We start from the raw sequence: 25,662 nt of genomic DNA, 5'->3' as shown, positions 1-25,662 counted from the left end.
ACGATGAAGGCAGGATTTGTACGCGGCCGCGCGGCGCTGCTGGGCAGTGCGCTGATGGTGGCGGGTCTGGGCTCGCTGGGGTTGGCCGGGCCGGCCTGGGCGGCGGGTCCGCAGGCCGATGCCGATGGCTTCGTCACCGATCGCGCCTTCGAAAAGCATCTCCAGGAACAGCTGCTCGATGCCAAGGCCGGGGACGTGATAATCATTCCCGCCGGCAAGTACCGCCTTTCGCGCGGCCTGGGCCTCACTGCCTCGGGTGTGACGATCAAGGGCGCGGGCAAGGACCAGACCGTGCTGTCGTTCGCGGGCATGGTCGCCGGTCCGGTCGGCCTGCTGGTGACGGGCAACCAGTTCGTCGTCAGCGACCTGACCGTGCAGGACACCAAGGGCGACGGGATCAAGATCAACGGCACCAAGGGCGTCACCTTCCGCAACGTGCGCGTGCGCTGGACCGATCCCGACAACAGCACCCACGGCGCCTATGGCATCTACCCGGTGGGCTGCACCGACGTGCTGATCGAAGACAGCGAAGTGTTCGGTTCCTCCGACGCCGGCATCTATGTCGGGCAGTCGGACAACATCATCGTGCGCCGCAACCGGGCGGAGCTGAACGTCGCCGGGATCGAGATCGAGAACTCGACGAACGCGGACGTCTATGAAAACGTCGCCACCCGCAACACCGGCGGCATCCTTGTGTTCAACATGCCCAACCTGCCCAAGCCCGGCCACAGCACGCGCATTCACAACAACGTGTCCGAAGCGAACAACACTCCGAACTTCGCGGCCAAGGGCACGGCGGTCAGCATCGTGCCCAAGGGCACCGGCATGATCGTGCTGGCCAACGACGACGTCGAGATCTTCGACAACGACATCCGCAACAACGATACCATGGGCATCGCCATCGCCAGCGATTTCTCGACCGACTACAAGATCGAGGCCGGCGCGCCCGGCGAGCACGATCCCTATCCGGACCGGGTGCTGATCGCCGGCAACCGTATCTCGGGTGGCGGCAACGCGCCTGATGCGGAGCGCTTCCCGGCGGCCCCGGTGATCCGCGCGGCGGGCCAGAGCACCAACGTGGTATGGGACGGCTATACCCGCGCGCCCGGTGACGACAACGGCATCTGCCTCGCGTCCGGGCCGGACAAGCTGATCCGGCTCGATCCGAAAAGCCCCGGCAAGTTCGCCGTGATCGACGGCAAGAGCTGCGACGGCTTCAAGCGCCAGCCGCCTGTCGTCATCCGCTAGGGGGCTGTCCGGTGCCGAAATCCCTGCGGTTCGTGCTGTGGTCGCTGGTCGCTTCCGTTCTCGGCTTCGCGATGCTGACGCACCATTCCAGCGCGGCGGGATCGCGGGAGGATTTTCCGGCGAAGCTCTCGCAATGGAAGCTGATCCAGCGCGCGGGCGACCGGCTGGCCGCCGCGCCATCGGGCGTGACCTACGAACTCGCCACCCCGCTGTTCACCGACTACGCGCTGAAATGGCGGGTGCTGTTCATTCCGAACGGGAAGAAAGCGGCCTACAATCCCGATCGCGCGTTCGACCTGCCGGTGGGCACGGTCATCGCCAAGACGTTCTACTACCCCGTCGCGCCCGCCGATCACACGGGCGAGAGCACGGACGTGGTCAAGGCGCGGGCGAGCGACTATCAGGATGGCGTGGGCGGCTTGCGGCTTGCGCACGTGCGCCTGATGGAAACGCGCCTGCTGGTCCATCGCGCGGGCGGCTGGGTAGCGCTGCCCTATGTCTGGGACGAGGACCAGCGCGATGCCACGCTGGAGCGCGTGGGCGATGCGATCCCGCTGACGATGGTGGACGGCGCGGAGCGCAAGGACTTCGTCTATGTCGTGCCCAACGCCAACGATTGCGCGAACTGCCACGCGCCGAATTTCACGACGGGCGAGATCAACCATATCGAGCCGATCGGGATCAAGGCGCGGCACCTGAACCGCGATTTTCCGGGCAAGTTCGGCACGATCAACCAGCTTACGCGGCTGCAGCGGCTGGGCTACCTGACCGGCGCGCCGGCGGCGGCGTCCGCGCCGCGCAACGTCGACTGGCATGACGAGCGCCTGCCCGTCGATGCGCGCGCGCGCAGCTATCTCGACATCAATTGCAGCCACTGCCATTCGCCCGTCGGCGCCGCGCGCACCACCGGGCTGTGGTTCGATCAGGGCCATGAACACGGGGCCGACTGGGCCAGCCCGCGCCGGATTGGCGTATGCAAGCAGATCGTGGCCGGCGGGCATGGCGGCGGCGGCCTGCCGTTCGACGTGGCGCCGGGCGAACCGGAAAAGTCGATCCTGCTCTATCGCCTGCGCTCGAACGTGCCGGGCACGATGATGCCGGAAATCGGCCGCAGCCTGGTCCATGCCGAAGGCATCGCGCTGGTGCGCAGCTGGATCGAGCGGATGGAAGGCCAGTGCCGGCTGGCCTCGGAGCAATAAGCCATCCCACCCCAGGCCCCTCCCGCAAGCGGGAGGGGAGCGAGACTTGCGCCACCGCAGGCGGCGTTAGTCGCAGCGGGGTGGGCCTTCCGCAGCGATATGGTCGCCGCAGAAAAAGCCCCGCCTCCATAAGGAGACGGGGCAAGGGTGGCGCGGCGATCGGAGGAGAAGGGCGCTAGCCCGCGCCTTCTCCACGTCCACTCGAAGATCAGAACTTGCGCCGCACCTCGATCTGCCATTCGCGGCCACGGTTGTAGACGCCTTCGACGAAGCCCGAGGCGCCCACGTCGGCGTAGCCGGCGACCAGGAAGCGCTTGTTGAAGATGTTCTTCGCGCCCACGCTCACCGTCCAGTTTTCCGCCGTGTCGGTATAGCTCACGGTGCCGTTCCACAGGCCATAGCCGGGCTGGTGGAGCAGCGGGGTGTTCAGCGCATCGAGGAACACGTCGCTGCGATAGGCCCAGTCCACGCGCGGCGAGAACTTCCCGATGGCGGTTTCGGCGGTGTAGGCAAGGCCCACCGAAGCCGTCCATTTCGGGGCGTTCACGAACTTGCTGTTCACGTTGACCAGCCCGGTGCCGACCGGGATGTCACCCGCCACGGTGTGCAGGATGATGCCGCCGCTCGCCGCGAGATACTTCGCGTCGAGGTAGCCCACCGAGGCGTTGAACGCCCAGCCGCCGCCGATCCGCGTGTTCAGTTCGCCTTCGAACCCGCGGATGCGGGCCTTGGCGGCGTTCATCGTGAACGGGTTGGGCAGGCCGGGCGAGAGGACGTTGAGCTGGATGTCCTTGTAGTCGGTCTGGAACGCGGCAAGGTTCAGGCGCACGCGCCGGTCGAACAGTTCGCTTTTGATGCCGGCCTCGTAGACCTTGACGTATTCCGGCGAAAACGAGGGGGGCGAGATGAATGGCGGGCCGGCGAGGCGCTGGGTGAAGCCGCCCGATTTGAAGCCGTCCGAATAGTTGAAATAGGCCATGATATCGCGCGTGAACTTATACGAGATATTGGCGAGAAAGTTGGTTTCGTTGACTTTCAGCTTGCCGGTCGCGCCCGGCAGCACCTGCGGCGTGCCCGCCGGCAGGATCTGCGTCGCGCTGGCGACGAAGTCGGTCAGATAGACCTGGTTGGGCAGGAACAGCTTGTCTTCGTCGGTATGGCGGATACCGCCGGTGATCGACAGGGCCTGCGTGATGTTCAGCGTCGCCTGCCCATAGAAGGCCAGGCTGCGGTTGCGGATCGCGCCGCCGCTCAGCAGGCTGCCGATCGAGAAGTCCACGGTGTTGGCGTCGGTGCCGCTTTCGCGGAAGTAGTAGACGCCCGCCGCCCAGTTCAGCAGCTTGGACGAGCCGGTGACCTGGAGTTCCTGCGAGAACTGGCGCTGCGAATAATCGTTGAAGGTGTGGTCGATCAGCACCGGGCTGTGATCGTGATCGGCGCCGAAGATCGAATCCAGCTTGCGCCACGCGGTGATCGACTTGACCGCGATCTCGCTGCCCAGGATCGGTTCGGGTGCTTTCCAGTTGGCGGTCACGTTCACGCCCAGCACGTCGATGTTGGAAACGACGCGGCCGGTGCCGTAATCCTTGCCGGCCGGCGCGATCCATTGCGAGCCGTAGCACGGCGCGGCCGTGGGCGTGGTGGCGCAGACGGCGCCGTTAAGCGCCAGGTTGTTGTACTGGGCGAAGGGCGCGTCGGCATAGGCCGCGATCAGTTGCAGCGGCGCGCCGTGTTCGCGTTCGCGCATCCGTTCGATCGAGGCGTCGATGGTCAGCGTGTCGGTCGGCAGCAGGCGGACATCGCCGCGAATGGCGAACTTGTTGTCGTTGCCCAGATCGACGCCGTCGCTCGTGCGCGTGACATAGCCGTCGCGGTTGCGCGAGAACACGGTCAGCTTGGTCAGGATGCGGTCGGTGATCGGCGCGTCGAGCGTCGCCTTGAACTGGAGCAGGTGGTCCGATCCGCCGGTGACGGAAGCGGTGCCGCCCAGTTCCGTGCCGGGCTTCTTGGTGGTGATGTTGATCGCGCCGCCGATGGTGTTGCGGCCGAACAGCGTGCCCTGCGGCCCGCGCAGCACTTCGAGGTTCTCGAGGTCCACCAGCTGCAACGCCGATCCGACCGAACGCGCGATATAGACGCCGTCGACATAGATGCCCACGCCCGGTTCGGTGTTCTGGTTGAAATCCGTCTGGCCGATGCCACGGATGAAGAACGAGGCGGCCGCGCTGCTGCCGCCGACCGGCGCCGTCTCGCTGACGACAAGGTTGGGCACCACCCGGTCCAGCCCGGTTACCGAGCTGACCTGCCGCTGTTCCAGCGCGTTGCCGGAGAAGGCGGAAATCGCGATCGGCGTTTCCTGAAGCGATTCCTTGCGCTTGCGCGCGGTGACGGTGATTTCCTCAAGGCCGGTGCTGGCGGAAGTGCCGGGCGTCGTTTCCTCGGCATGGGCGATGCCGCCGAAGGAAAGCGCGGTTGCGGCCAGCAGTCCGGCCGCGATCGTGCGGCCGATGTGTCGGTGATTTCCCGGTGTCATTGTGATCCCTCATTGGAAAGTTGCGTGGCGGGGCCTGCGAACTTCTGCGTCCGGTTCCGCGCCGGCCGTCATTGCGGGGAACTTCCGGATTTCGCCGGGCAGCGGCAATTCGCTATCCGCAGCCAATGTGCGCGTTCGGCAAGGCGTGGTGCGATTGCGAATAAGGATTTCCCAAAAAGGCCGGCCTATTGGCTCGCACCCTTCGCATACGCAAAAAGCCGCCGCGTGAGGGCGCGGCGGCTTCCCGGGGGGCGGGGCGTCAAAAAGGGGTGGAGGCGCTCAGAGCAGGGTGACCGTCACCGACTTCGCCTCGGTGTAGAGTTCGAGCGGCGCGTGCGCCAGTTCGCGGCCATAGCCGGACATCCGGTGGCCGCCGAACGGCACTGCCGGATCGAGCAGATTGTGCGCGTTGACCCAGACATTGCCCGCCTTCAGCCCCAGCGCGAAGCGGTTGGCCGCGCCCAGGTTCTGCGTCCACACGCTGGCGCCGAGGCCGAAGCGGGTATCGTTGGCCAGCGCCAGCGCTTCCTCTTCGCTGTCGAACGGCATGGCCACCAGCACCGGGCCGAACACTTCCTCGCGGCACAGCGTCATCTCGGGCGTGCCGTCGGCGAAGACGGTGGGGCGATAGAAGAAGCCGGGGCCGTCGGGGGCCGCGCCGCCCGCCACCAGCCGCGCGCCCTGCGCCAGCGCGCCTTGCACGAAGCCGTCGACGCGCGCGCGCTGCTTCGCCGAAACCAGCGGCCCCATCTGGCTGGCCGAATCGAGCCCCGCGCCCAGCACCATGCCATCGGCCACGGCGGCGAGGCCGTCGATCACATCGGCATAGATGCTGCGGTGGACCAGCAGCCGCGAACCGGCGGTGCAGACCTGCCCGTGGTTGAAGAAGATCGCGCCGGCCGCGCCTTCCACCGCCATCTGCACGGGGCAGTCGCCCAGCACCACCACCGGGCTCTTGCCGCCGAGTTCAAGGCTCAGGCGCTTCATCGTGGTCGCGGCGCGGCGCTGGATTTCCTGCCCGACTTCGGTCGATCCGGTGAAGGCGATCTTGTCGACCTGCGGATGTTCGACCAGCGCGATGCCCGCCGCCGCGCCGCCCGTCACGATGTTGACCACGCCGGCCGGAAATCCGGCTTCGGCGATCAGAGCACCCAGATAGAGCGCGGACAGCGGCGTGTCCTCGGCCGGCTTGAGGATCACGGTGCAACCCGCGGCCAGCGCGGGCGCGATCTTCCAGATCGCCATGACCAGCGGGAAGTTCCACGGGATGATCTGCCCGACCACGCCCACCGGCTGGCGGATGGTGTGCGAAGTGAAGCTGAGGCCCGGCACGTAATGGAACGAGGGCGCGATGGTCGTGCCTTCGATCTTGGTCGCCCAGCCGGCCATGTAGCGGAGCGAATCCATGGCGAGGACCAGATCGCCGTGGCGCGCCATGGGCAGGATCTTGCCGTTGTCCAGCACTTCCAGCTCGGCCAGCAGATCGGCATCGCGTTCGATCAGGTCGGCCAGGCGCAGCAGCAGGCGTTCGCGCTCCACCGGCCGCAGCGCGCGCCAGGGGCCGGTGTCGAACGCGGTGCGCGCGGCGGCCACCGCGCGGTCGATGTCGGCCGCGCCGCCTTCGGCCACCTCGGCGATCGGCGCGCCGGTCGCCGGATCGATCACGGTGCGCCGGTCGCCGCTGATGGCCGGTACTTGCGCGCCATCGATCCACAGGCCGTGCCGGTGGGCGAGGAAGGCCTGCGTCGGGGCGCTGGCGGCCTGCGCGCCGGACCCGACGGTGGCGGAAGGGCTCGCCCCGGCGGTGCTTGCGATGTCCAGCGTGTCGCTCATTTCAGGGTCACCTTTTCGTGGATGGTGCTGACGTTCCGCGATCGTAGGAGGCGCGTTCGCGCCCGCGCTATCCACTTTGCGCAGGCCGCGTGCCGATCCGGCAAAAGGAAGGCGCACGCCTCTTGACAGGAGACGCGGCTTTCAGTGTCCTGCATCGGATGAGGACTCGGCTACGCGGTTCTCATGATCGGCACCCGATCAGGCCGCGTGAGCCGGGTAACAGTGCAAGCGAGAACACACGGCGGGCAAACCGTCGCGCTCAGGGAGCCGCCACATGCTAGCCGTCCTTGCCCAGTCGAATGTCGCCGGTGTTCAGTCCTTCCATTCGGATCGGGCGGACGTGGTCCACGAACACCTTTCGAAGCGCCTTTCGCGCCACCGCTTCGATTGCGGCCGGGCGGAGCCGATCGATGCGCGCATCTACAGCATGGAACTCGGCGCGATCCAGTTCGTCGATCTGCAGTACGGCACCGAGGTCGATGTCGAGGCGCAGCTGGAGGACGATCACTTCCTGGTCCATCTCGCGCTCGATGGCGAAACCGTGATGTGGGCCGATGGCAACCGCTACCAGCTGCGGCCCGATGAACTGATGGTGTCCTCGCCCGGCACGCCGCTCAAGGTCCACATGACGGGCAACTGCCGCCACCTCGCGGTGCGTATGCCCGCGTCGATCTGCACCGATTATCTCGGCCAGCAGCTCCACATCCCGGTCCAGCGCCGCCTGGAATTCTACCCGGGGCGCGAAGGCACGCGCGAACTGCCGCTGGTGTGGCGCGGGATGCTGACCCACATCTGCGGGCAGTTGCAGCTTTGCCCGATCACGATGGGCAACAAGCGGCTGCAACGCCAGTACGGGATGCTGCTCGCCGAAGTGCTGCTCGGCAATTACTGCAACAGCTATTCCGAACAGATTGCGCTTCACGGCAACGACATCTCGCCCCGCCACGTCCGCCGCGCGCGCGAGATCATCCACGATTCGGTGGAGGAGACGATTTCGATCGCCGCGCTGGCGGCGCAGGTCGGCGTTTCGGTGCGTTCGCTGCAAAGCGGCTTCCGCCACTTCCTGGGCGTAACGCCGCTGGAATACGTCCGCCGCCACCGGCTGGAAAAGCTGCACAGCGCGCTGATGGAAAGCGATGGCGCCGCCAGCGTGACCGAACTGATGCTCGAATGCGGCATCGTCAATTTCGGCCGTTACGCGCAGTATTATCGCCAGCAATACGGCTGCCTCCCCTCGGAAACCCTGCGCAAGCGGGGATAGGCGCGCATCGTCGCGGTCCTGATGGCGCGACCGTTGCCCCGCGGCGCGGTCATCCTCTTGACGCGCCATATCATTTCCATAATATTGGAAATATGGAATCATCGTTTGCTGCGGAACAGGTTGTCCGCGCCCTTGGCGCGCTTGCCCAGGAACATCGGCTGGCCGCCTATCGCCTGCTGGTTCAGGCGGGCGAGGAAGGGCTGCCTGCGGGCGAGCTTGCCGGTCGTCTGGCGGTGCCGGCGTCCTCGTTGAGCTTTCATCTGGCCCAGCTGGCCCATGCCGGACTGGTGAGGCAGCGCCGGCAGGGCCGGTCCATCATCTACTCGGCCAACTACCCCGCCATGAATGGTCTCATGGCCTATCTCACCGAAAACTGCTGCGGCGGGGCTCCCTGCGGCGCAAACCTGGCATGCGCTCCGGCCGCGGACGAAGACTCCGCGGGCAACGCGGCGACTAGCAAGAGGATGGTTGCACGATGACCCGGCCGGTGGTGGCGCATCCGCGTCTTTCGTTTCTCGATCGCTATCTGACCGTCTGGATCTTCGCGGCAATGGCCGTGGGGATTGTTCTGGGCACGCTGGCGCCATCGGTTCCGCGCGCACTGGGGGCGATGTCGGTCGGCTCGACCAGCATTCCCATCGCCATGGGTCTGATCCTCATGATGTTTCCGCCGCTCGCCAAGGTGCGGTACGAGGAACTCGGCAAGGTCTTTCGCGACGGCAGGGTCCTGGCGCTGTCCTTCGTACTGTGCTGGGTCGTCGCTCCCGCCTTCATGTTCGCGCTCGCCGCGCTGTTCCTGCCGGACAGGCCCGAATACCTCACCGGGCTCGTCCTGATCGGCATCGCGCCGTGCATCGCCATGGTGCTGGTGTGGAACCAGCTGGCCGAGGGAAGCCCGGAGTACGTGACGGGCCTTGTCGCGTTCAACTCGCTGTTCCAGATCGTGTTCTACGTCCCCTACGCCTGGTTCTACCTTGGCGTTCTGCCGCCCCTGTTCGGCATGGAGGCGCACATGGTCGACGTGGATTTCGCAACGATCGCGAGGGCCGTCGTGACTTATCTCGGCATGCCATTCCTCGGCGGCTATCTCGTCCGGCGCGTCCTGATCGGCATGCGCGGGGCGGCCTGGTACGAGGGCACGTTCCTGCCGGCGATCAGCCCGGTCACGCTGGTGGCGCTGCTTTTCACCATCGTGTGCATGTTCAGCCTGAAAGGCGGCGAGATCATCGCGCTGCCGCTCGATGCCGTCCGCGTGGCGATCCCGCTGGTGATCTTCTTCGTGGTGATGTTCGTGCTGGCCTTCGCGCTCGGCCGGGCCAGTGGCGCGGACTACGCGCGCACGGCGTCGCTTTCGTTCACGGCCGCTTCGAACAATTTCGAACTGGCGATCGCCGTTGCCATCGCCGCCTTCGGCCTTGCCTCGCCGGTGGCTTTCGCCGCCGTCATCGGGCCGCTCGTCGAAGTGCCGGTGCTGATCGCCCTCGTCAATCTCGCGCTGTGGTTCCGCCGCAACTGGTTTGGCGGCGGGAAAACCCCGGCGATCGCCTGAACGTCAAGGAACGACCATGACCACCGACATCGTGATCTATCACAATCCCGATTGCGGCACTTCGCGCAACGCGCTCGCGATGATCCGGAATGCCGGCATCGAACCGCATGTCATCGAGTACCTGAAGACTCCGCCGTCGCGCGCTCTCCTTGAAAGCCTGATCGCCCGCGCGGGCATCACCCCGCGCGCCCTGCTGCGCGAGAAGGGCACGCCCTACGCCGAACTGGGCCTGGCCGACGAAAGCCTGAGCGACGCCGCCTTGATCGATGCGATGATGGCGCATCCGATCCTCATCAACCGCCCGCTGGTGGTCTCGCCGCTCGGCGTCCGCCTGTGCCGCCCGTCCGAGGAAGTTCTCGATCTCCTGCCCCGGCGTCAGCAGGCGGCGTTCTCCAAGGAAGATGGAGAAGCGGTCGTGGACGCCGACGGAAACCGCATCGCCTGAACCAGCGGGAGGGCGCGACGACGCTTGCTCACGGCGCGTCGGGATCGGCCTTCAGGTCCAGCGCGCGCTTCACCACATAGGTGCGGATCGCTTCGGCCTGCGCGGCGGTCAGGTCCTTGGCGAAGTTGGGCATTCCCTGCGGTTCGCCCACGCCCTGCAGCACGAAGGCGGCGAACATCTGCGGATCGGTGATCGCCTGCGAATAGCGCAGGTTGGGCACGCCGCCGTGGTTCACCGCCGTATCCCCGTGGCACATCCAGCAGCGCACGTGGAACAGCGTGCGGCCTTCGTCCACCTGCCGGGGATCGCCGGCGCTGGCGGGTAGCGGTGGCAGCACCTTCGGATCGACTGGCGGCAGCGCATAGGGCGCCTTGCCATCCAGCCGGAAGGTGACGATGCGGTTCACGCGCGGGCCGACCGCTTCCTTCAGCGCCTCGCCCATGTTGAGCGGCAGGATGCCGCCCCAGCCGACCGCGACCGAGACGTATTGCACGCCCTTGATGCGGTAGGTGACCGGCGCGGCGACGATGCAGCTGCCCAGGTTCACGGACCACAGCTTGCGGCCGCTGTCGGCGGCATAGGCGGCGAATTCGCCCGTGCCGTTGCCCTGGAACACCACCCCGCCCGCGGTCGAGAGCACGCCGCCGTTCCACGGCAGCGGCATCGGCACGCTCCACACCCTGCGCCCGGCCACCGGGTCCCACGCCACCAGCGCGCCTTTCATCATCGCGCGGATCTGCGCGCGCACCTTGGGATCTTCGGGCATCGAGGAGGCGGCCGGGTCCTGCCCCGTGTTCCACCCGCGCGGATCGTAGGCGAAGCTTCCGGGCTTGGCCGACACATAGCCATAGGGCATTTCGGCGGTGGGCAGGAACACCAGCCGGCGGGAAGGATCATAGCTCATCGGTTGCCAGCTGTGCCCCCCCGCGGGCGAGGGCAGCCCCAGCCACGGCGCGCCGCTTTCGGCATAGCGCGCGGCCGGCACGATGTCGGGGCGGCCGGTCTTTGGGTCCAGCCCTTTCGACCAGTTGAGCGGCACATAGGGCGTGCCCGAGATGAACTCGCCGGTCGCGCGGTCCAGCACATAGAAATAGCCGTTCTTCGGCGCCTGCATCAGCACCTTGCGGGTTCGTCCGCCGATTTCCAGATCGGCCAGGATCATGTGCTGCGTGGCGGTGTAGTCCCATTCGTCGCCCGGCACTTCCTGGAAATGCCAGACGTATTCGCCCGTCTCCGGCCGGATCGCCACGATCGAGGAGACGAACAGGTTGTCGCCCTTGCCGGCGCTGCGCACCGTGCGATCCCACGGTCCGCCGTTGCCCACGCCGATGTAGAGCAGGTCGAGTTCGGGATCGTAGGCCATCGAATCCCACGCGGTGCCGCCGCCGCCCACCTTCCACCATTTGCCCGACCAGGTGCCGGCGGCCATTTCCATGGCCTTGTTCTCGAAGCCCTTCGCCGGATCGCCGGGCACGGTGTAGAAGCGCCAGGCCTGCTTGCCGGTGGCCACGTCATAGGCGGTGACATAGCCGCGCACGCCGTATTCCGCGCCACCGTTGCCGATGATGACGCGGTTCTTCACGATGCGCGGCGCGCCGGTGATGGTGTAGTTCCGGTCGCGGTCCGTGGTCTGGATCGACCAGACCTCGTGCCCCGTCTTCGCGTCGAGCGCGATCAGCCGTCCGTCGAACGCGCCCAGAAACACCTTGCCGTCGGCATAGGCGACGCCCCGGTTGACCACGTCGCAGCAACCGCGCCGCGCCGTGGCCCCATCGACTTGCGGATCGTAGCGCCACAGCACGCGGCCGGTGCGCGCATCCAGCGCCATGACCACGCTCCACGGGCCGCTGACGTACATCACGCCGTCGACCACGATCGGCGTCGCTTCCACCCCGCGCAGCGTTCGCGCGTCGAAATCGGCGCTCCACGCCACGCCCAGCCGGGCGACGTTGGTGGCGTCGATACCGGCCAGCGGGCTGAACCGCGTCTCGCCGGGATCAAGGCCGTGCATGGCCCAGTCCGTATCTGCGCTGGCGGTCTCGGTGCTGGCGCGGACAGGCGCGGGCTTCGGCGCGGCAAGGGCCGTGGCGCTGACGCAGATCGCGGTCAGCAGGATCGCTTTGGTCTTCATCCGGGTTCCGCCATATGGAAGGGGCACGAGGCCGGTCACGGCCGCGCCCGCTGTCGCTGAGGGCCGAAGGGCACCCGATTTGACGGTGCGGCGCTATCCGGAACGCGAACGGCGCTGTACGCAAAGCGCGTCATTTCGGCCACAGGTTTCAACCGATTTCGCGAACCCCGCCTGCGGGTTCCGCAGAGCTTGGCCGCTTTGCGTTCCGGCAATCCGCAATGCGCGGCGGATGTACGTTTTCGGCATTTCTATACTGTTGAAATACCAAGGCCCCTCGGCGAGCATCCGGTCAACAAAAGCACCAGTTGGTGCCGGCGATCAGGGAGCATCCGGCATGACCTTCGGGAAAACCAAAGCGGCGTCGAGCATACTGGCCATGGCGGTTGCGATCGCCGGCATGACTGGGACGGCGCACGCGCAGGAGGCGCAAACCGCCACGCAGGACGCGACCAGCGGCTTCGGCGATATCGTGGTGACCGCCACCAAGCGGTCCGAGAACGTCGCCAAGGTGCCGATCTCGATCACCGCGTTCTCGGGCGACCAGCTCAAGGCGCTGGGCGTGACCGACACCACCCAGATCACGCAGCACGTTCCGGGGCTTCAGCTCAACGCCTGGTCGCCCAACGTCACCATCTTCAACTTGCGCGGCATTTCGCAGAACAACTTCACCGACTACCTGGAAAGCCCGGTCGCGGTCTATGTCGACGATGCCTACATGGGCTCGATCAACGGCATTTCCGGCCAGCTGTTCGATGTGCAGCGCGTGGAAGTGCTGCGCGGGCCGCAGGGCACGCTGTTCGGCCGCAACGCCACCGGCGGCCTGATCCAGTACGTCAGCAACGATGCCAGCCGGGCGGACTTCAACGGCTATGCCTCGGGCACCTACGAACGCTTCAACCGGCGCACGCTGGAAGGCGCGGTGGGCGGCAGCATCACCTCCGGCTTGCGTTTCCGCGTGGCGGGCCGCGTCGCCAAGGCCGATGGCTACATCAAGCCGGCGGCCGCGCTGCCGGGCGTGTTCGAAAGCGACGGGCAGGCGCTGGGCGGGGAAAACGGCTGGGCCGTGCGCGGCACGGTGCAGGCGGACCTTGGCCCTAACGGCAAGCTGGACCTGTGGTACAAGCATTCGCAGGACGATCACGTCGCTACCGGCGGCTATGTCTTCGACAACTGCAACCTGCAGGACAACGGCTATTGCACCACCGATGCCGCCGGCCTCTCGAACGGCACCGGCGGGGTCATCAACGGCATCACCGGCGAGAAGGCCAGTCCCTACCAGAACTTCTCCAACGTGCCCGGTTTCCTGGATCGCAAGATCGATGTCTATCAGGGCAAGCTGGCCTACGATCTGGGCGGCATCAAGCTCACCAGCATCACCAACTATACCAAGCTCACCAAGTCCTATCTCGAGGATGGCGACGCCACGCCGCTCGACCTCATCCGCTACGAGACGCAGGCGCGCTACAGCCAGTTCAGCGAGGAACTGCGCCTGTCGGGCGATTTGCCGCGCTTCCGCTGGCAGGCAGGGTTCTATTACCTCGACATGAAGATCAACGGCCATACCGTGACCACCGGCAACCCGGCGCTGGGCGCGGCGGTGGCCGTGGGGCTGGGTGGCAGCAACCCCTCGATCGACGAGACCTATCGCCTGTCCTCGAAGAACTGGTCGCTGTTCGCGCAGACCGAATACGACCTGACCGATGCGCTGACGCTGATTACCGGCCTGCGCTATTCCAAGGACACCAAGGGCGTTACCTACCATTCGCTCGTCAGTTCGGACGGCAGCACGGTGGAGCTGGCCTCCAACCAGAGCTTCGATGCGGTGATCCCCGGCGTCGATCGCATCTCCAAGGGCGATTGGGCGGCGCGCGCCACGCTGAACTACAAGGCGGCGGCGAACACGCTGCTGTTCGCATCGTGGAACCGGGGCATCAAGGGCGGCAACTTCACGCTCAGCCCCGCGATCGATGCCTCGACCTTCCAGCACAAGGCGGAGACGCTCAACGCGTTCGAGGGCGGCATCAAGTGGTCCAACGACAGCAAGACCATCCGCGCCAACGCCACCGTGTTCCACTATAGCTACAAGAACTATCAGGCCTTCGCCCTGATCGCCAACGTGCCGCAGGTCCGCAACAGCGATGCCACGGCAACGGGCGCGGAGTTCGAGGCGTGGCTCCGGCCGGTCCCGCACTTCAACGTGAACCTTGGCGCGACCTGGGAAACCAGCAAGGTCAAGTCGGTGGCGACGGCGGGGTCGGAGTACCTCTCGGTGCTGGTCCCCGGCGCCAGCGTGCCGCAATATTGCGTCGATCAGGGCACCGGCAACTATTTCTGCACGTTCCCGGCGGCCACTGTCACCAATGCCAAGCTGCCCAACGCGCCGCGCTTCAGCGTGAACTACCTGTTCCGCTATGACATCGACACCGCGCTCGGCAATGTCGCCGCGCAGTTCGATGGCGCGTGGTACGACGGCCAGTATCTCGAAGTGACCAACGGCGCGTCCTCGTTCCAGAAGGCCTACAACGTCTCGAACGCCTCGCTGACCTGGACGAGCGCGGACGACCGGTTCAGCATCGAGGTGTTCGGCCGCAACGTCTTCAACAAGGCTTATCGCCAGTATACGCTCAATCTCGGTCCGCTCGGCACCACCGCTATGTACGCCAAGCCCGCCACCTATGGTGTCAGCGCGAGCGTGAAGTGGTGATTGCCGCTCGGCCCACGGCTATGGGGAAGCGGGCGCGGGGCCGGTTTTCGTTTCGGAGTATGCGATGAAGACGTTGCTTGCCCTTTCGCTCCTCGCGCTCGGCGCGTCGCACGCGATGGCCGCGCCGCCGAAGCCAGCGCCGCTGAAGCCCGAGGAACTGACCACGGTCGAGCTGAAGGAGCAGATGCCGCCGCACTGGGTGCTGGTGAACGACATCAGCTTCCTGCACATCGCCGATGGCCGCGCCTATCTGATCGATGCGGACAGTGGCCATTTCCTCGGCACGATTCCGGGCGGCATGTCGCACACCGGTGTCGCCGTCTCGCCCGAAGGGCGCACGGCGATGGTGCCGGGCACGTACTATTCGCGCGGTAGCCGGGGCACGCGCACCGATGTCGTCACGTTCTTCAAGATCAGCGACCTGATGCCGGGCGACGAGGTGGAGATCCCGGCCAAGCGCATCCAGTCGCTGCCGCTGCCCTCCACCATGCCGCTGACCGACGACGGGCGGTTCCTGCTGGTGTACAATTTCACGCCCGAACAGTCGGTCAGCGTGGTCGATGCGCAGGCGCGCAAGCTGGTGGGCGAATTTCCGACGCCCGGCTGCGGGTTGATGCACATGACCGGGCCGCGCGGATTCCTGATGCAATGCGCCGACGGATCGTTGCAGGCGGTCGCGCTCGATGCGGACGGCGCGGTCCGTCTGGGCGCGACGACCAAGCCGCTGTTCACCGCCGACGATCCCGCCAGCGACAAGCCGGTGCGGATCGGCCCATCGACCTGGCTGTTCACCACCTTTGCCGGCGATGTCGCGGTGATCGACGGGGCCGGCGGGCAGATCGCGGTGAAGGCGCGCTGGAAGCTGGCGGGGCCGGACGAATCCGCGTGGCGGCCGGGCGGTTTGCAGCCGCTGGCCTACCACGCGCCCAGCGGGCGGCTGTTCGTGCTGATGCACAAGGGCGGCGCGGGCACCCACAAATATCCCGGCGAGGAAATCTGGGTCTATGACGTTGCCTCGGCCAAGCGCACCGCCCGCATCGCGCTCGACCAGCCGGCCAGCGCGGTGGCCGTCAGCGGGGACGATGCGCCGCTGCTCTACACCACCCTGTTCGGCAGCGGCACGCTGGCGGTGCGCGATCCGGGCACCGGGGCGGTCCTGCGCAAGGTGGAAGGGCTGGGGGCCGACCTCACGCTGATCCAGCCCGCGCCGGTCGTGGCCACGGTGGGCGCGCGATGATCGATCCCGTTCTCGCATTGTTGCCCGCGATCGGCGCGGGATGCCTGTTCGTGTCGGCGGGCGTGCATAAAATGCGCGATCTGGCGCGTTTCGTGCCAACCTTGGGCGCCTATCGCCTGTTGCCCGCCGGAGGGGAGTCCGTTGCAGCCCCAGCGGTGATCGCGGCGGAAATCACGGCCGGCGCGGCGGCGCTGGCCAGCCCCCTGTGGCCTGCTCTGGGCCGGGCCGGCGTGCTCGGTTGCGCGCTGCTATTGGGGGCTTATGCGGCCGCTATCGCCATCAATCTCCTGCGCGGGAACACGCGGATCGATTGCGGCTGCCTCGGCTTCGGCGCGCGCGTGCCCGAACTGCGCTGGGGCCTCGTCGGCCGCAACGCGCTCCTGCTTGCGGCGGTTTTGACCGCTTTGCTGCCGGTTTCCTCCCGCCCGCTGGTATGGCTCGACGCCGTCACCCTGCTCGGCGGCCTCGCGCTGATGGCGCTGATTCATGCCGGTGCCGACATGGCGCTGCACCTTCCCCGCAAGGAGATCCGCTCGTGACCAATGCCGTGATTGCCGCGCTGATCGCGCTGTGGATTCTGGTGCTCGTGCTGGCGCTGGTGGTCGTCGCGCTGCTGCGGCAGGTGGGGATGCTGCACGAACGGCTTGGTCCGGTCGGCGCGCTGATGCTGCCGGGCGGCCCCGAAGTGGGGCAGGAGACGCCGGCGTTCGAACTGGAAGCCATCGATGGCCGCGCCGTGCGCATCGGCGGTCCGGCGGACGGGCGATCCACCCTGCTGTTCTTTCTTTCGCCGACCTGCCCGGTGTGCAAGTCGCTGATTCCCGTGGTCAAATCGATCGCGCGCGAACAGGGTGACGCCTTGCAGGTGGTGCTGGCCAGCGATGGCGATGCGCAGGCGCAATACGAAATGGTCGTGCGCGAACGGCTGGAGGCCTTCCCGCTGGTGCTGTCGACGCCGCTCGGCATCGCCTTCCAGGTGTCGAAGCTGCCCCATGCCGTGCTGATCGACGCCAACAACCAGATCGTGGCCAAGGGCCTCATCAACAACCGCGAACATCTTGAAAGCCTGTTCGAAGCGAGCCGGATCGGCGTCGCCTCGCTGCAGGATTTCCAGCGCGCCCGCGCGGCGGGGCTGCTGGGGCAGAACCAGGGAAGCAAAGCATGAGAAGACTGGACCGCGCCGCCGAATACCTGGCCCGCAGCGCCGCGCGCGGCACGTCGCGCCGGGGCTTCATCGGGCGGCTGGGCGCTTTCCTGACCGTGTCGGGTGCCGCCACGCTGCTGCCGGTGGCGCGCGCGCGCGCGGAACGCGCGCCCAATCCCGTGCAGGTGCAGGAGCAGGGCGATCCGATGTCCTGCGAATACTGGCGCTACTGTGCGGTGGACGGCTTCCTCTGTTCGTGCTGCGGCGGTTCGGCATCCTCGTGCCCGCCGGGAACCGAGCCTTCGCCGATCACCTGGGTCGGCACCTGCCGCAACCCCGTGGACGGGCGCAATTACATCATCAGCTACAACGATTGCTGCGGCAAATCCGCGTGCGGCCGCTGCAACTGCAGCCGCGACGAAGGCGCGACGCCGACCTACCAGCCGACCACGTCCAACGATCTCGACTGGTGCCTCGGCACGCAGGCGGGGGTCGCCTACCACTGCTCCACGTCGGTCGTGCTCGGGCCGGCGGACTGACGGCGCGGCCGTGCGGCGACCGGTTGTCCTGCTCCCGCTGGCGCTGGTGTTCGGCGTCGCGGCGACCGGCACGGCGCCGGACGAGCGCGCGCACCGCGCGTGGGTGGATTATGCGCTGCACTGCCAGGGATGCCACTTGCCCGACGGGCGCGGCATGGCGGGCAAGGTGCCCGACATGCGCGGGCAGCTCGGTCCTTTCGCAGCCTTGCCGGGTGGGCGCGAGTATCTGGTGCGCGTGCCCGGCGTTTCCACCTCACGCCTCAGCGATGCCGACGTGGCCCGGCTGATGAACTGGCTGGTCCGCCGGATGGGGCCGATGCCGGCGGGGTTCGAGGACTATACGACCGAGGAGGTGGCGCGGCTGCGTGCCGATTGGCTACGGTCGCCGGGGCCGGTCCGCGCGCGGCTCAAGGCGGCAATGGCCGAGGCGCGGGTTCAGGCCCGCTGACCCGCAACGAAGGCGCGCAAAGGCTTGCATCCGGGCGCGAGTATCGTCGCCGCGCCCACGCCACCGATCACGGTCACCAGCGCCAGCGATTGCACGATCCCGGCGCCCGCGCCGAACAGATGGTCGTTCAGCAGGCCGATCAGCAGCGTTCCTACGCCCGCGCCCAGCAGCGACGTGCAGCAGATCAGCAGTGCCGAAACCCGCGCGCGCATGGCCGGCGGCGCGACAATCTGGACGAGCGCGCCCGACGGCGCGATGGGAAACGACGAAAAGAACTGCAAACCCGCCAGCAGCACCAGGCCCGTGCCCGGCGAAGGCGCGAAGGCCAGTGCGCCGCCGAACAGCGCCGAGCATAGCCCGCCGATCATGCCGACGCGCAGCGCGCCGTCACCCCGTCCGCTGCGACGGTCGAGCAAGTCCATCAGCCAGCCGCTGGCATAGGCGCCGCCGCCACCCGCGCAGGTCGCGATCAGGCCGAGCCATAGCCCGGCCTCGCGCGTATCGAATCCGAAAGCGCGGGTCAGCACGGCGGGCGCCCAGGCCAGCGTGCCGAACAGCGCCCAGCCGGTCAGCGCATAGCCGGCAAGGTGCGGGCCGAAGATCGCGCGATGCCGGCGCATCATGGCGAAAACCGCGCCGATGCCGGGCGGGAGGTCTGCCCGTTCCGCGCTTGCGGCGGGGCGAGGATCGCGCACGGTCATGGCGACGATCAGTGCCAGCAACAGGCCCGGCAGACCCACGATCATGAAGCACAGCTGCCAGGGCCGCAGCGCCAGGCCCGCGATATGCACCGTGCCGTGCGCCGTCGCCGCCGCGATCACCGCGCCGCCCGCGACAAAGGCGAGCCCCGCGCCCACGAACGAGCCGAGCGAATAGACCGCCAGCGCCCGGCCCAGCTTTTCGCGGGAAAAGAGATCGGCGATCAGCGATTGCGTGGCCGGGGAAAGCGCGCCTTCGCCCGCGCCCACCATCACGCGCGCGCCGAACAGCGCGGCGAAGCTGCCGGCAAGGCCGCAGGCGGCGGTGGCGAGGCTCCACACGGCGATGCCGGCGGATATGACCGCCGGGCGCGCCATCCGGTCCGAAAAGCCGGCGATCGGCACGCCGAGCGTGGCGTAGAAGATCGCGAAAGCGAAGCCGTGCAGGAGGCCGAACTGGGTGTCGCTGATGCCGAGATCGGCCTGGATCGGTCCGATCAGCAGCGACAGGATCTGCCGGTCGACGAACGACAGCACATAGGCGGCCATGCAGATCGCCACGACGTACCACGATGCGGCGCTGTCCTGCGCGATGGGCTTCTCACGCATCGGCAGGCGCCAGCACGAAATCGAAAGCGCAGCGCCACGGGGTTGCGGCATCGGGCGTGGGTTCATAATCCACGATCAGCGGCGCCTTGACGCCGAACACCGCGTCGCTTTCCAGCCATGCGTCGCCCGCAACGAACGTATGCGTCACCAGCCGGTCGAAACCGGGCGCGGAGACGATGAAATGGGTATGCGCCGGGCGCCACGGATGCCGCCCGGTCGCGTCGAGCATCTGGCCCACCGGACCGTCGTGCGGGATGGGATAGGATACGGGCTTGATGCCGATGAAGGCGTATCGCCCATCCCTATCGGTTATAAATCGGCCCCTATTGTTCCATTGCGGTTGTACGCCGGGTTGCTGAACATCGTAGAAGCCATCGGCGTTGTCGGACCATACGTCGATCTCCGCGCCGGCGACGGGCCGCCCCGCTATGTCCGTAACCATGCCTTCGAACAGGCAGGCTTCGCCTTCGCCATCCAGACAGATGCTTTCGCCGATTTCCCGCACCGGCGCGCCGGCGACGTGGAACGGCCCGAGCACCGTGTTCTGCGTGGCCTTGTCCGGCCGGCGGTTGTTGATCGCATCGACCAGCATCGATGCGCCCAGCACGTCGCTCAGCAGGATGAACTCCTGCCGTTCCGCGCTGCAGATGCGGCCGGTGGCGGTCAGGAAGTCGATCGCCTTGGCCCATTCCTCGCCCGTCAGTTCGACGTCCTTGATGAAAGCGTGCAAGTGCGTGACCAGCGAGCGCATGATCCGGTCAAGGCGCGGGTCGATGTCCGCGCCCAGCCGGGCGTTGACCGCCTCGGCCGATTGCGCCTCCGTAAAATAGCTCATGCGCCTTGCTCCCTGATGATTGGCCCGGTCATGCCGGTTGCTCTCCCTGCCACGCCCGCGCCAGCAGATCGCGGATCGCTCCGCGTTCGACAGGGCGCGGGTTGGGGTAGGTGTTCTGCGTGGCCAGCGTGGCGGCGCGGTCGATATCGCTTTCCGCCATGCCGAGCGCTGCAAGCGATGTCGGCGCGCCCAGGTCGCGCGCCAGCCGGTGCAGCGCCCGCGCGGGATCGTCGCCCAGCGCTTGCGCCAGCGGGGCGAGTTCCGCCACCGCCGCCGGGGTGTTGTAAGCCAGCGCGTGCGGCAGGATCACGGTATGCACCTCGGCATGGGGCAGGCCGAAGCTGCCGCCCAGCGTGTGGCACAGCTTGTGGTGCAGCGACATCCCAACCGCGCCCAGCACCGTGCCGCACAGCCATGCCGCATAGAGCGCGCGGGTCCGCGCGGGCAGGTGTTGGGGATCGGCGGCGATGCGGGGCAGGGCTCCCACCATCGCCTGCGCGCCTTCCAGCGCCATCAGGCTGGAAACGGGATTGCGATCGGGCGCGTAGAGCGCCTCCACCGCGTGCGCGATGGCGTTGAAGCCGCTGGTAATGCTGGTCGGCAGGGGCAGGTCCAGCGTGAGTTCGGGATCGTAGAGCACGAGATCGGGCAGCAGCCGGGGATCGCGCACCGTGGTCTTCATGCCCGCTGCCGTCTGCCCCAGCACGGGGGTCACTTCCGATCCGGCATAAGTGGTGGCGACGATCGCCTGCCGGCAGCCGGTGTGCAGGGCGATTGCCTTGGCGAGGCCAACCGCCGTGCCGCCGCCGAAAGCGAGCACGCCATCGGCATCCACGTCGCGGAATTCCGCGAGCGCGGCTTCCGTCACCTCGACCGGCGTGTGCATCGTGGCATGGGCGAAATGGCTGGCGATCCTGCGTTCGAGCGGTTGGGCGATCGCCTGCGCCTTGTCCCGCTGCCCCGGCGTCGAAACCAGCAGCAGCCGGCGGCAGCCGAGCGTCTCGATTTCCCCGGCGAGTTGTGCCGCGATCCCCGGCCCGAAGAGGATGCGTGCGGGCAACGTGGTATAGGCGAAGCGGTCGAGCATGGGCCTCCTGCGGGAAAGGCGCATGGTGGGCGGCGGCGGCAAGGCGCAAAATCGGTTTTTCGCAGTCGCTGTACGCTATACGAAGCAAAATCCGGTGTCGGCCACAACAGGATCGAGGATGCCCGCACGATGACGTCTGCCAGCCAAGATGACCCCCTCGTCCTCGTGCATCGCGATCGGGGGCGCTTCGATCTGGTGCTCAACCGCCCGGCGCAGTTCAACGCGCTGTCGGAGGAGATGCTGGCGGCGCTGAAAGCCGAGCTGGCCGTTGTGGCCGCCGATCCCGCGGCGCGCTGCGTGGTGCTGTCCGGCGCGGGCCGCGCGTTTTGTGCGGGGCATGACTTGCGCCAGATGCGCGCCACGCCCGACATTGCCTATTATCGCGATCTGTTCGGTGCCTGTACCGAGGTGATGCAGGCCATCGCCGACCTGCCGGTGCCGGTGATCGCGCGCGTGCACGGCATCGCCACGGCGGCGGGATGCCAGCTCGTCGCCAGTTGCGATCTCGCGGTCGCTTCCTCCGATGCGCGGTTCGCCGTTTCGGGGATCAACGTCGGCCTGTTCTGCTCGACGCCGGCTGTCGCGCTATCGCGCAACGTACCGGCCAAGCGCGCGTTCGAGATGCTGGTGACGGGGCAGTTCATCGATGCGGCCACGGCGGAGAGCTGGGGTCTGACCAACCGGACCGTTGCGCGCGGGGATCTCGATGCGGCGGTGGACGATTTCGTTCGGACGATCATGGCCAAGAGCCCCGCCGCGATCCGCCATGGCAAGGCGCTGTTCCATGCCCAGCGCGAACGCCCGCGCGCCGATGCCTATGAACTGGCCACGGAAGTGATGGCGCGGAACATGATGGAGGAGGACGCCGGCGAGGGGATCGACGCCTTCCTGCAAAAGCGGGCGCCGGTATGGGCGGGCGTGTAAGCGTAGCGATGGGGAAGGAAGAGCGTTTGGAAGCCGTGACGGACCTGCACGCGGGAATGATAGCCATCCCGGCCGGCACTTTCACGATGGGATCGGAAGCGTTCTATCCGGAGGAAGCGCCGCTGCGCCGCGTGAAGGTCGATGCCTTCCACATCGACGAGACGCCGGTGACCAATCGCCAGTTTGCGCGCTTCGTGGAGGCGACGGGGCATGTGACGCAGGCGGAGATCGCGCCCGATCCGAAGGACTATCCCGATATGCTGCCGGGCATGGACCGCGCCGGATCGCTGGTGTTCCGCAAGACGCGCGGGCCGGTGGACATGAGCGCACCGGGCAACTGGTGGCACTTCGAATTCGGGGCGGACTGGCGCCATCCGCTTGGCCCCGGCAGTTCGCTGGACGATCTGGACCTGTGGGACCACCCGGTTGTGCATGTCGCATGGGCGGATGCCGATGCCTATGCGCGCTGGGCGGGCAAGGATCTGCCGACCGAAGCCGAATACGAATATGCCGCGCGGGGTGGTCTGGAAGGCAGCGAATACGCCTGGGGTGACGAACTGGCGCCCGGCGGGCAGATGCTGGCGAACTACTGGCAGGGCCTGTTCCCTTTCGCCAACCAGTGCCTGGACGGATGGGAGCGGACATCCCCGGTGCGGTCCTTTCCGCCCAACGGCTATGGCCTCTACGACATGATCGGCAACACCTGGGAATGGACCTGCGACTGGTGGAGCGACCATGCGGCGCAAGCCGATCCCAAGAAGCCGAAGGGTTCCTGCTGTACGGTTTCCAACCCGCGCGGCGGCAAGCTGAAGGGCAGCTACGATCCGGCGCAGCCGGCGGTGCGCATCGGGCGCAAGGTGCTGAAGGGCGGATCGCACCTCTGCGCGGCGAACTATTGCCAGCGCTACCGCCCGGCGGCGCGCCACCCGGAAATGGTCGATACCTCCACCACGCACATCGGCTTTCGCTGCGTGGTGCGCCCGGGGTAATCGGCGCCTACCAGCGCCGCGCCTTCATGCGCACGGTGACGACCGGGCTGAGCGCGTCCGCGTTTTCGCCTAGCGCGAAGCCGTAATCGCCGCCGGCGATGGACCATGCGCCGTTCTTCCAGTCCGCCAGCAGGCGCGGATCGATCGTGACCGTGACCGGTTGCGATGCGCCTGCCGCCAGATCGACGCGTGCGTAGCCCACCAGACGCTGCCGGCGCGCGCCCGCCTGCGTGACCATGTAAAGCTGCGCCACCGTCGCGCCGGCGCGCTGGCCGGTGTTGGCGACCGTGAACGTGGCCGTTGCGCCATCGGTCTTGAGGCCGCTAGTGGCGAAGGTGGTGTAGGACAGGCCGTGGCCGAACGGGAACAGCGGCTTTTCCCCCTTGCGGGCGAACCAGCGGTAACCGAGGTCGGAGCCCTCGATGTCGTAGTTGGCGACAAGGGCCATGTCCGCGTGCGGCGGATTGCCGGTGAAATCGGGTTCGAGCACGTCGAAGCCATCGACCTTTTCGCGCGGAAGCTGCTTTTCGGCGGCCGGGAACGTGATCGGCAGGCGGCCCGATGGATTGGTCTTGCCGAACAGCACGTTCGCAATCGCTTCCGCGCCCCGTGCCCCCGGATACCATGCCTCGATCACCGCGGCGGTCTTGCCAAGCCACGGCATCAGCACCGGTCCGCCGGTTTCGAGCACGACGATCGTGTTCGGATTGGCGTCCGCCACCGCCGCGATCAGCGCGTCCTGCCCGTTGGGCAGCGTGAGATCGGGCTGGTCGAACCCTTCGGTCGACCATTGCGTGGCGAACACGATCGCGACATCGGCCTGCTTCGCCTGCGTAACCGCTTCCGAGATGTAGCGGCCGTTGCGATAGGTAACGGCGGCATCGCCGGCTTGCGCCCTGATCGCCTTCAGCGGCACGGAGCGGTGATAGGCCTCCTGAATGAAGGCCGCGAAACCGCTGCCTCCGCCCAGCGGGATCGATACCGCCGGCCCGCCCTGGCCCTGCACCTGGCTTGAGCCCGCGCCCGAGACAACGCCGGTGTCGGCGTATCCGCCGATGACCGCGATCTTTTTGGCCGAAGCGGCAAGCGGCAAGGCTCCCCGTTCGTTGCGCAGCAGGACGATGCCCTGTTCGGCGGTATCCTGCGCGATCTTGCCATGCGCGTCGAAATCGATCTTGCCGCCGGGGCTGACGGGAAATTTGTCCAGCCCGTTGTCGTAGATCGCCCAGAGCACGCGGCGGTTCATGTCATCACGCCGCGCGGCCCATGCGGGTTTGCCGGCGGCGGCTTCGGCCAGCGGGCGATCGAAGAACATCGCCTTGTCGAGCTGCCCGCCCGATTGCTGGTCCAGCCCGTTCATCGCCGCCTGAAGATCGGGCACTGCGCCCCAGTCCGACATCACGAAGCCCTTGTAGCCCCAGTCGCGCTTGAGCACCGTGTTCAGCAGCCAGCTGCTGGAGCAGGCCGGGTCGCCATTGACCTTGTTGTAGGCGCACATCACCGAGCCCGGATTGCCGATCTCGATGCCGAGCTGGAAGGCCAGCAGGTCGCTTTCGCGCGCCGCGCCTTCGGAAATTCGGGAATCGACGAACTTGCGGCCAGTCTCCTGCCCGTTCAGCGCGAAGTGCTTGATCGTGGCGATGATGTGGTTCGACTGGATGCCCCGGATCGCATGACCGGCGAGCGTGCCGCTGAGCAGCGGGTCTTCGCCGAAATACTCGAAATTGCGGCCGTTGCGCGGATCGCGCATCAGATTGACGCCGCCCCCCAGCATCACGTTGAAGCCCTTGGCGCGCGCTTCGGCGCCGATCATCGCGCCGCCCTGTTCGATCAGGAGGGGATTCCAGGTCGATGCCATGGCGAGGGCCGATGGCAGCGCGGTGGCCCCATCGCGGCGCAGCCCGAACACGTAGGCCACGCCAAGGCTGGCGTCGGTTTCCTTGAGTGCGGGAACGCCCAGCCGGGCGATGCCGCCGACATAGCCGGCGCCGGGAATGGCATCCGCCGGAATCGGCGGCGGACTGACGCCGACCGGCAGGGGCATGATCCCGTGGGTCAGCACGGTCCTTTCGTCCGGTGTCATCTGCCGCAGCGTTGCGTCGGCCCGGCGCAGCGCGTCTTCGCCGGCCTTGTTCGGTGCGGCCGGACCGTTTCCGGCCGCTGCAACCCGGTCCTGCGCCACGACCGCCGTGGCGGCCGTGCCAAGCAGGATGGCAAGGCCCGCTTTCATCATTGTCCTGTTCATCGTT

At 67.3% G+C, this 25,662-nt stretch carries 21 protein-coding genes; 14 read left to right on the top strand and 7 right to left on the bottom strand.

Annotated features, from left to right (window positions below; genetic code table 11):
- The first annotated feature begins 3 nt into the window (after window positions 1-3).
- Together EH199_RS05740 and EH199_RS05735 are read left to right on the top strand one after the other, a co-directional pair.
- Complete coding sequence (locus tag EH199_RS05740; protein ID WP_206694931.1) at window positions 4-1,248, top strand: parallel beta-helix domain-containing protein; 1,245 nt, start codon at window positions 4-6, stop codon at window positions 1,246-1,248.
- An 11-nt stretch (window positions 1,249-1,259) separates the two neighbouring features.
- On the top strand, window positions 1,260-2,447 hold the full coding sequence (locus EH199_RS05735; protein ID WP_124808314.1) for an SO2930 family diheme c-type cytochrome: 1,188 nt from the start codon (window positions 1,260-1,262) through the stop codon (window positions 2,445-2,447).
- Between the two features lie 208 nt (window positions 2,448-2,655).
- On the opposite strand, the gene EH199_RS05730 is transcribed toward EH199_RS05735, so the two are convergent.
- Window positions 2,656-4,980: a TonB-dependent receptor gene (locus EH199_RS05730; protein WP_124808313.1), complete on the bottom strand. Its 2,325-nt coding sequence runs from the start codon at window positions 4,978-4,980 to the stop codon at window positions 2,656-2,658.
- Window positions 4,981-5,259: 279 nt separating this feature from the next.
- On the bottom strand, window positions 5,260-6,813 hold the full coding sequence (locus EH199_RS05725) for an aldehyde dehydrogenase family protein (RefSeq protein WP_124808312.1): 1,554 nt from the start codon (window positions 6,811-6,813) through the stop codon (window positions 5,260-5,262).
- Window positions 6,814-7,087: 274 nt separating this feature from the next.
- On the opposite strand from EH199_RS05725, the gene EH199_RS05720 reads away from it, so the two are divergent.
- From EH199_RS05720 to arsC, 4 genes are all read left to right on the top strand, one after another.
- Window positions 7,088-8,074, top strand: a complete 987-nt coding sequence (locus EH199_RS05720) for an AraC family transcriptional regulator (RefSeq protein WP_124808311.1) — start codon at window positions 7,088-7,090, stop codon at window positions 8,072-8,074.
- Window positions 8,075-8,166: 92 nt separating this feature from the next.
- Window positions 8,167-8,553 (top strand): helix-turn-helix transcriptional regulator, encoded by a 387-nt coding sequence (locus EH199_RS05715; protein ID WP_124808310.1) that lies wholly within the window; start codon window positions 8,167-8,169, stop codon window positions 8,551-8,553.
- Between the two features lie 11 nt (window positions 8,554-8,564).
- Entirely contained in the window at window positions 8,565-9,623 is a 1,059-nt protein-coding gene (arsB, locus tag EH199_RS05710) for an ACR3 family arsenite efflux transporter (protein WP_370449667.1), read from the top strand.
- A 16-nt stretch (window positions 9,624-9,639) separates the two neighbouring features.
- The gene (gene arsC / locus EH199_RS05705; protein WP_124808308.1) at window positions 9,640-10,068 is read left to right on the top strand and encodes an arsenate reductase (glutaredoxin); all 429 of its coding nucleotides are present in this window, start codon (window positions 9,640-9,642) and stop codon (window positions 10,066-10,068) included.
- Between the two features lie 28 nt (window positions 10,069-10,096).
- Here arsC and EH199_RS05700 read toward each other — a convergent pair whose 3' ends face one another.
- Window positions 10,097-12,199 carry a PQQ-dependent dehydrogenase, methanol/ethanol family gene (locus EH199_RS05700; protein ID WP_124808307.1) on the bottom strand — a complete coding sequence of 701 codons (2,103 nt, stop codon included), beginning with the start codon at window positions 12,197-12,199 and terminating at the stop codon, window positions 10,097-10,099.
- A gap of 334 nt (window positions 12,200-12,533) precedes the next feature.
- Here EH199_RS05700 and EH199_RS05695 point away from each other — a divergent pair, with 334 nt between their 5' ends.
- From EH199_RS05695 to EH199_RS05670, 6 genes are all read left to right on the top strand, one after another.
- Window positions 12,534-14,903, top strand: a complete 2,370-nt coding sequence (locus EH199_RS05695; RefSeq protein WP_223806489.1) for a TonB-dependent receptor — start codon at window positions 12,534-12,536, stop codon at window positions 14,901-14,903.
- Window positions 14,904-14,967: 64 nt separating this feature from the next.
- Window positions 14,968-16,140, top strand: coding sequence for an amine dehydrogenase large subunit (locus tag EH199_RS05690; RefSeq protein ID WP_124808306.1), 1,173 nt, complete (start codon window positions 14,968-14,970; stop codon window positions 16,138-16,140).
- On the top strand, window positions 16,137-16,679 hold the full coding sequence (locus tag EH199_RS05685; RefSeq protein WP_124808305.1) for a MauE/DoxX family redox-associated membrane protein: 543 nt from the start codon (window positions 16,137-16,139) through the stop codon (window positions 16,677-16,679). The genes EH199_RS05690 and EH199_RS05685 overlap by 4 nt, the downstream gene beginning before the upstream one ends.
- Window positions 16,676-17,305 (top strand): methylamine dehydrogenase accessory protein MauD, encoded by a 630-nt coding sequence (gene mauD, locus EH199_RS05680; RefSeq protein WP_223806488.1) that lies wholly within the window; start codon window positions 16,676-16,678, stop codon window positions 17,303-17,305. Before EH199_RS05685 ends, mauD begins: the two co-directional genes overlap by 4 nt.
- The gene (locus EH199_RS05675) at window positions 17,302-17,823 is read left to right on the top strand and encodes a methylamine dehydrogenase light chain (protein WP_124808303.1); all 522 of its coding nucleotides are present in this window, start codon (window positions 17,302-17,304) and stop codon (window positions 17,821-17,823) included. Before mauD ends, EH199_RS05675 begins: the two co-directional genes overlap by 4 nt.
- A gap of 10 nt (window positions 17,824-17,833) precedes the next feature.
- Complete coding sequence (locus tag EH199_RS05670) at window positions 17,834-18,271, top strand: hypothetical protein (RefSeq protein ID WP_190287149.1); 438 nt, start codon at window positions 17,834-17,836, stop codon at window positions 18,269-18,271.
- Here EH199_RS05670 and EH199_RS05665 read toward each other — a convergent pair.
- The 3 genes from EH199_RS05665 to EH199_RS05655 are packed head-to-tail and all read right to left on the bottom strand — an operon-like array spanning window position 18,259 to window position 21,500.
- Window positions 18,259-19,578, bottom strand: coding sequence for an MFS transporter (locus tag EH199_RS05665; protein WP_206694932.1), 1,320 nt, complete (start codon window positions 19,576-19,578; stop codon window positions 18,259-18,261). The two genes, EH199_RS05670 and EH199_RS05665, sit on opposite strands and share 13 nt — an antisense overlap.
- Window positions 19,571-20,413 (bottom strand): intradiol ring-cleavage dioxygenase, encoded by an 843-nt coding sequence (locus EH199_RS05660; RefSeq protein WP_124808302.1) that lies wholly within the window; start codon window positions 20,411-20,413, stop codon window positions 19,571-19,573. Before EH199_RS05660 ends, EH199_RS05665 begins: the two co-directional genes overlap by 8 nt.
- A 28-nt stretch (window positions 20,414-20,441) precedes the next feature.
- Window positions 20,442-21,500, bottom strand: a complete 1,059-nt coding sequence (locus tag EH199_RS05655; protein WP_124808301.1) for a maleylacetate reductase — start codon at window positions 21,498-21,500, stop codon at window positions 20,442-20,444.
- A gap of 129 nt (window positions 21,501-21,629) precedes the next feature.
- Between EH199_RS05655 and EH199_RS05650 the strand changes: the two genes are divergently transcribed.
- Window positions 21,630-22,424, top strand: a complete 795-nt coding sequence (locus EH199_RS05650; RefSeq protein WP_124808300.1) for an enoyl-CoA hydratase — start codon at window positions 21,630-21,632, stop codon at window positions 22,422-22,424.
- A gap of 56 nt (window positions 22,425-22,480) precedes the next feature.
- Window positions 22,481-23,413: a formylglycine-generating enzyme family protein gene (locus tag EH199_RS05645; protein WP_124808366.1), complete on the top strand. Its 933-nt coding sequence runs from the start codon at window positions 22,481-22,483 to the stop codon at window positions 23,411-23,413.
- Between the two features lie 7 nt (window positions 23,414-23,420).
- On the opposite strand, the gene EH199_RS05640 is transcribed toward EH199_RS05645, so the two are convergent.
- Window positions 23,421-25,658 (bottom strand): beta-glucosidase, encoded by a 2,238-nt coding sequence (locus EH199_RS05640; protein WP_124808299.1) that lies wholly within the window; start codon window positions 25,656-25,658, stop codon window positions 23,421-23,423.
- Window positions 25,659-25,662 lie beyond the last annotated feature (4 nt).

Source organism: Novosphingobium sp. LASN5T (assembly GCF_003856955.1).
In the GTDB taxonomy this organism is placed as follows: domain Bacteria; phylum Pseudomonadota; class Alphaproteobacteria; order Sphingomonadales; family Sphingomonadaceae; genus Novosphingobium.
This window is presented reverse-complemented; position numbering and strand designations above follow the sequence as displayed.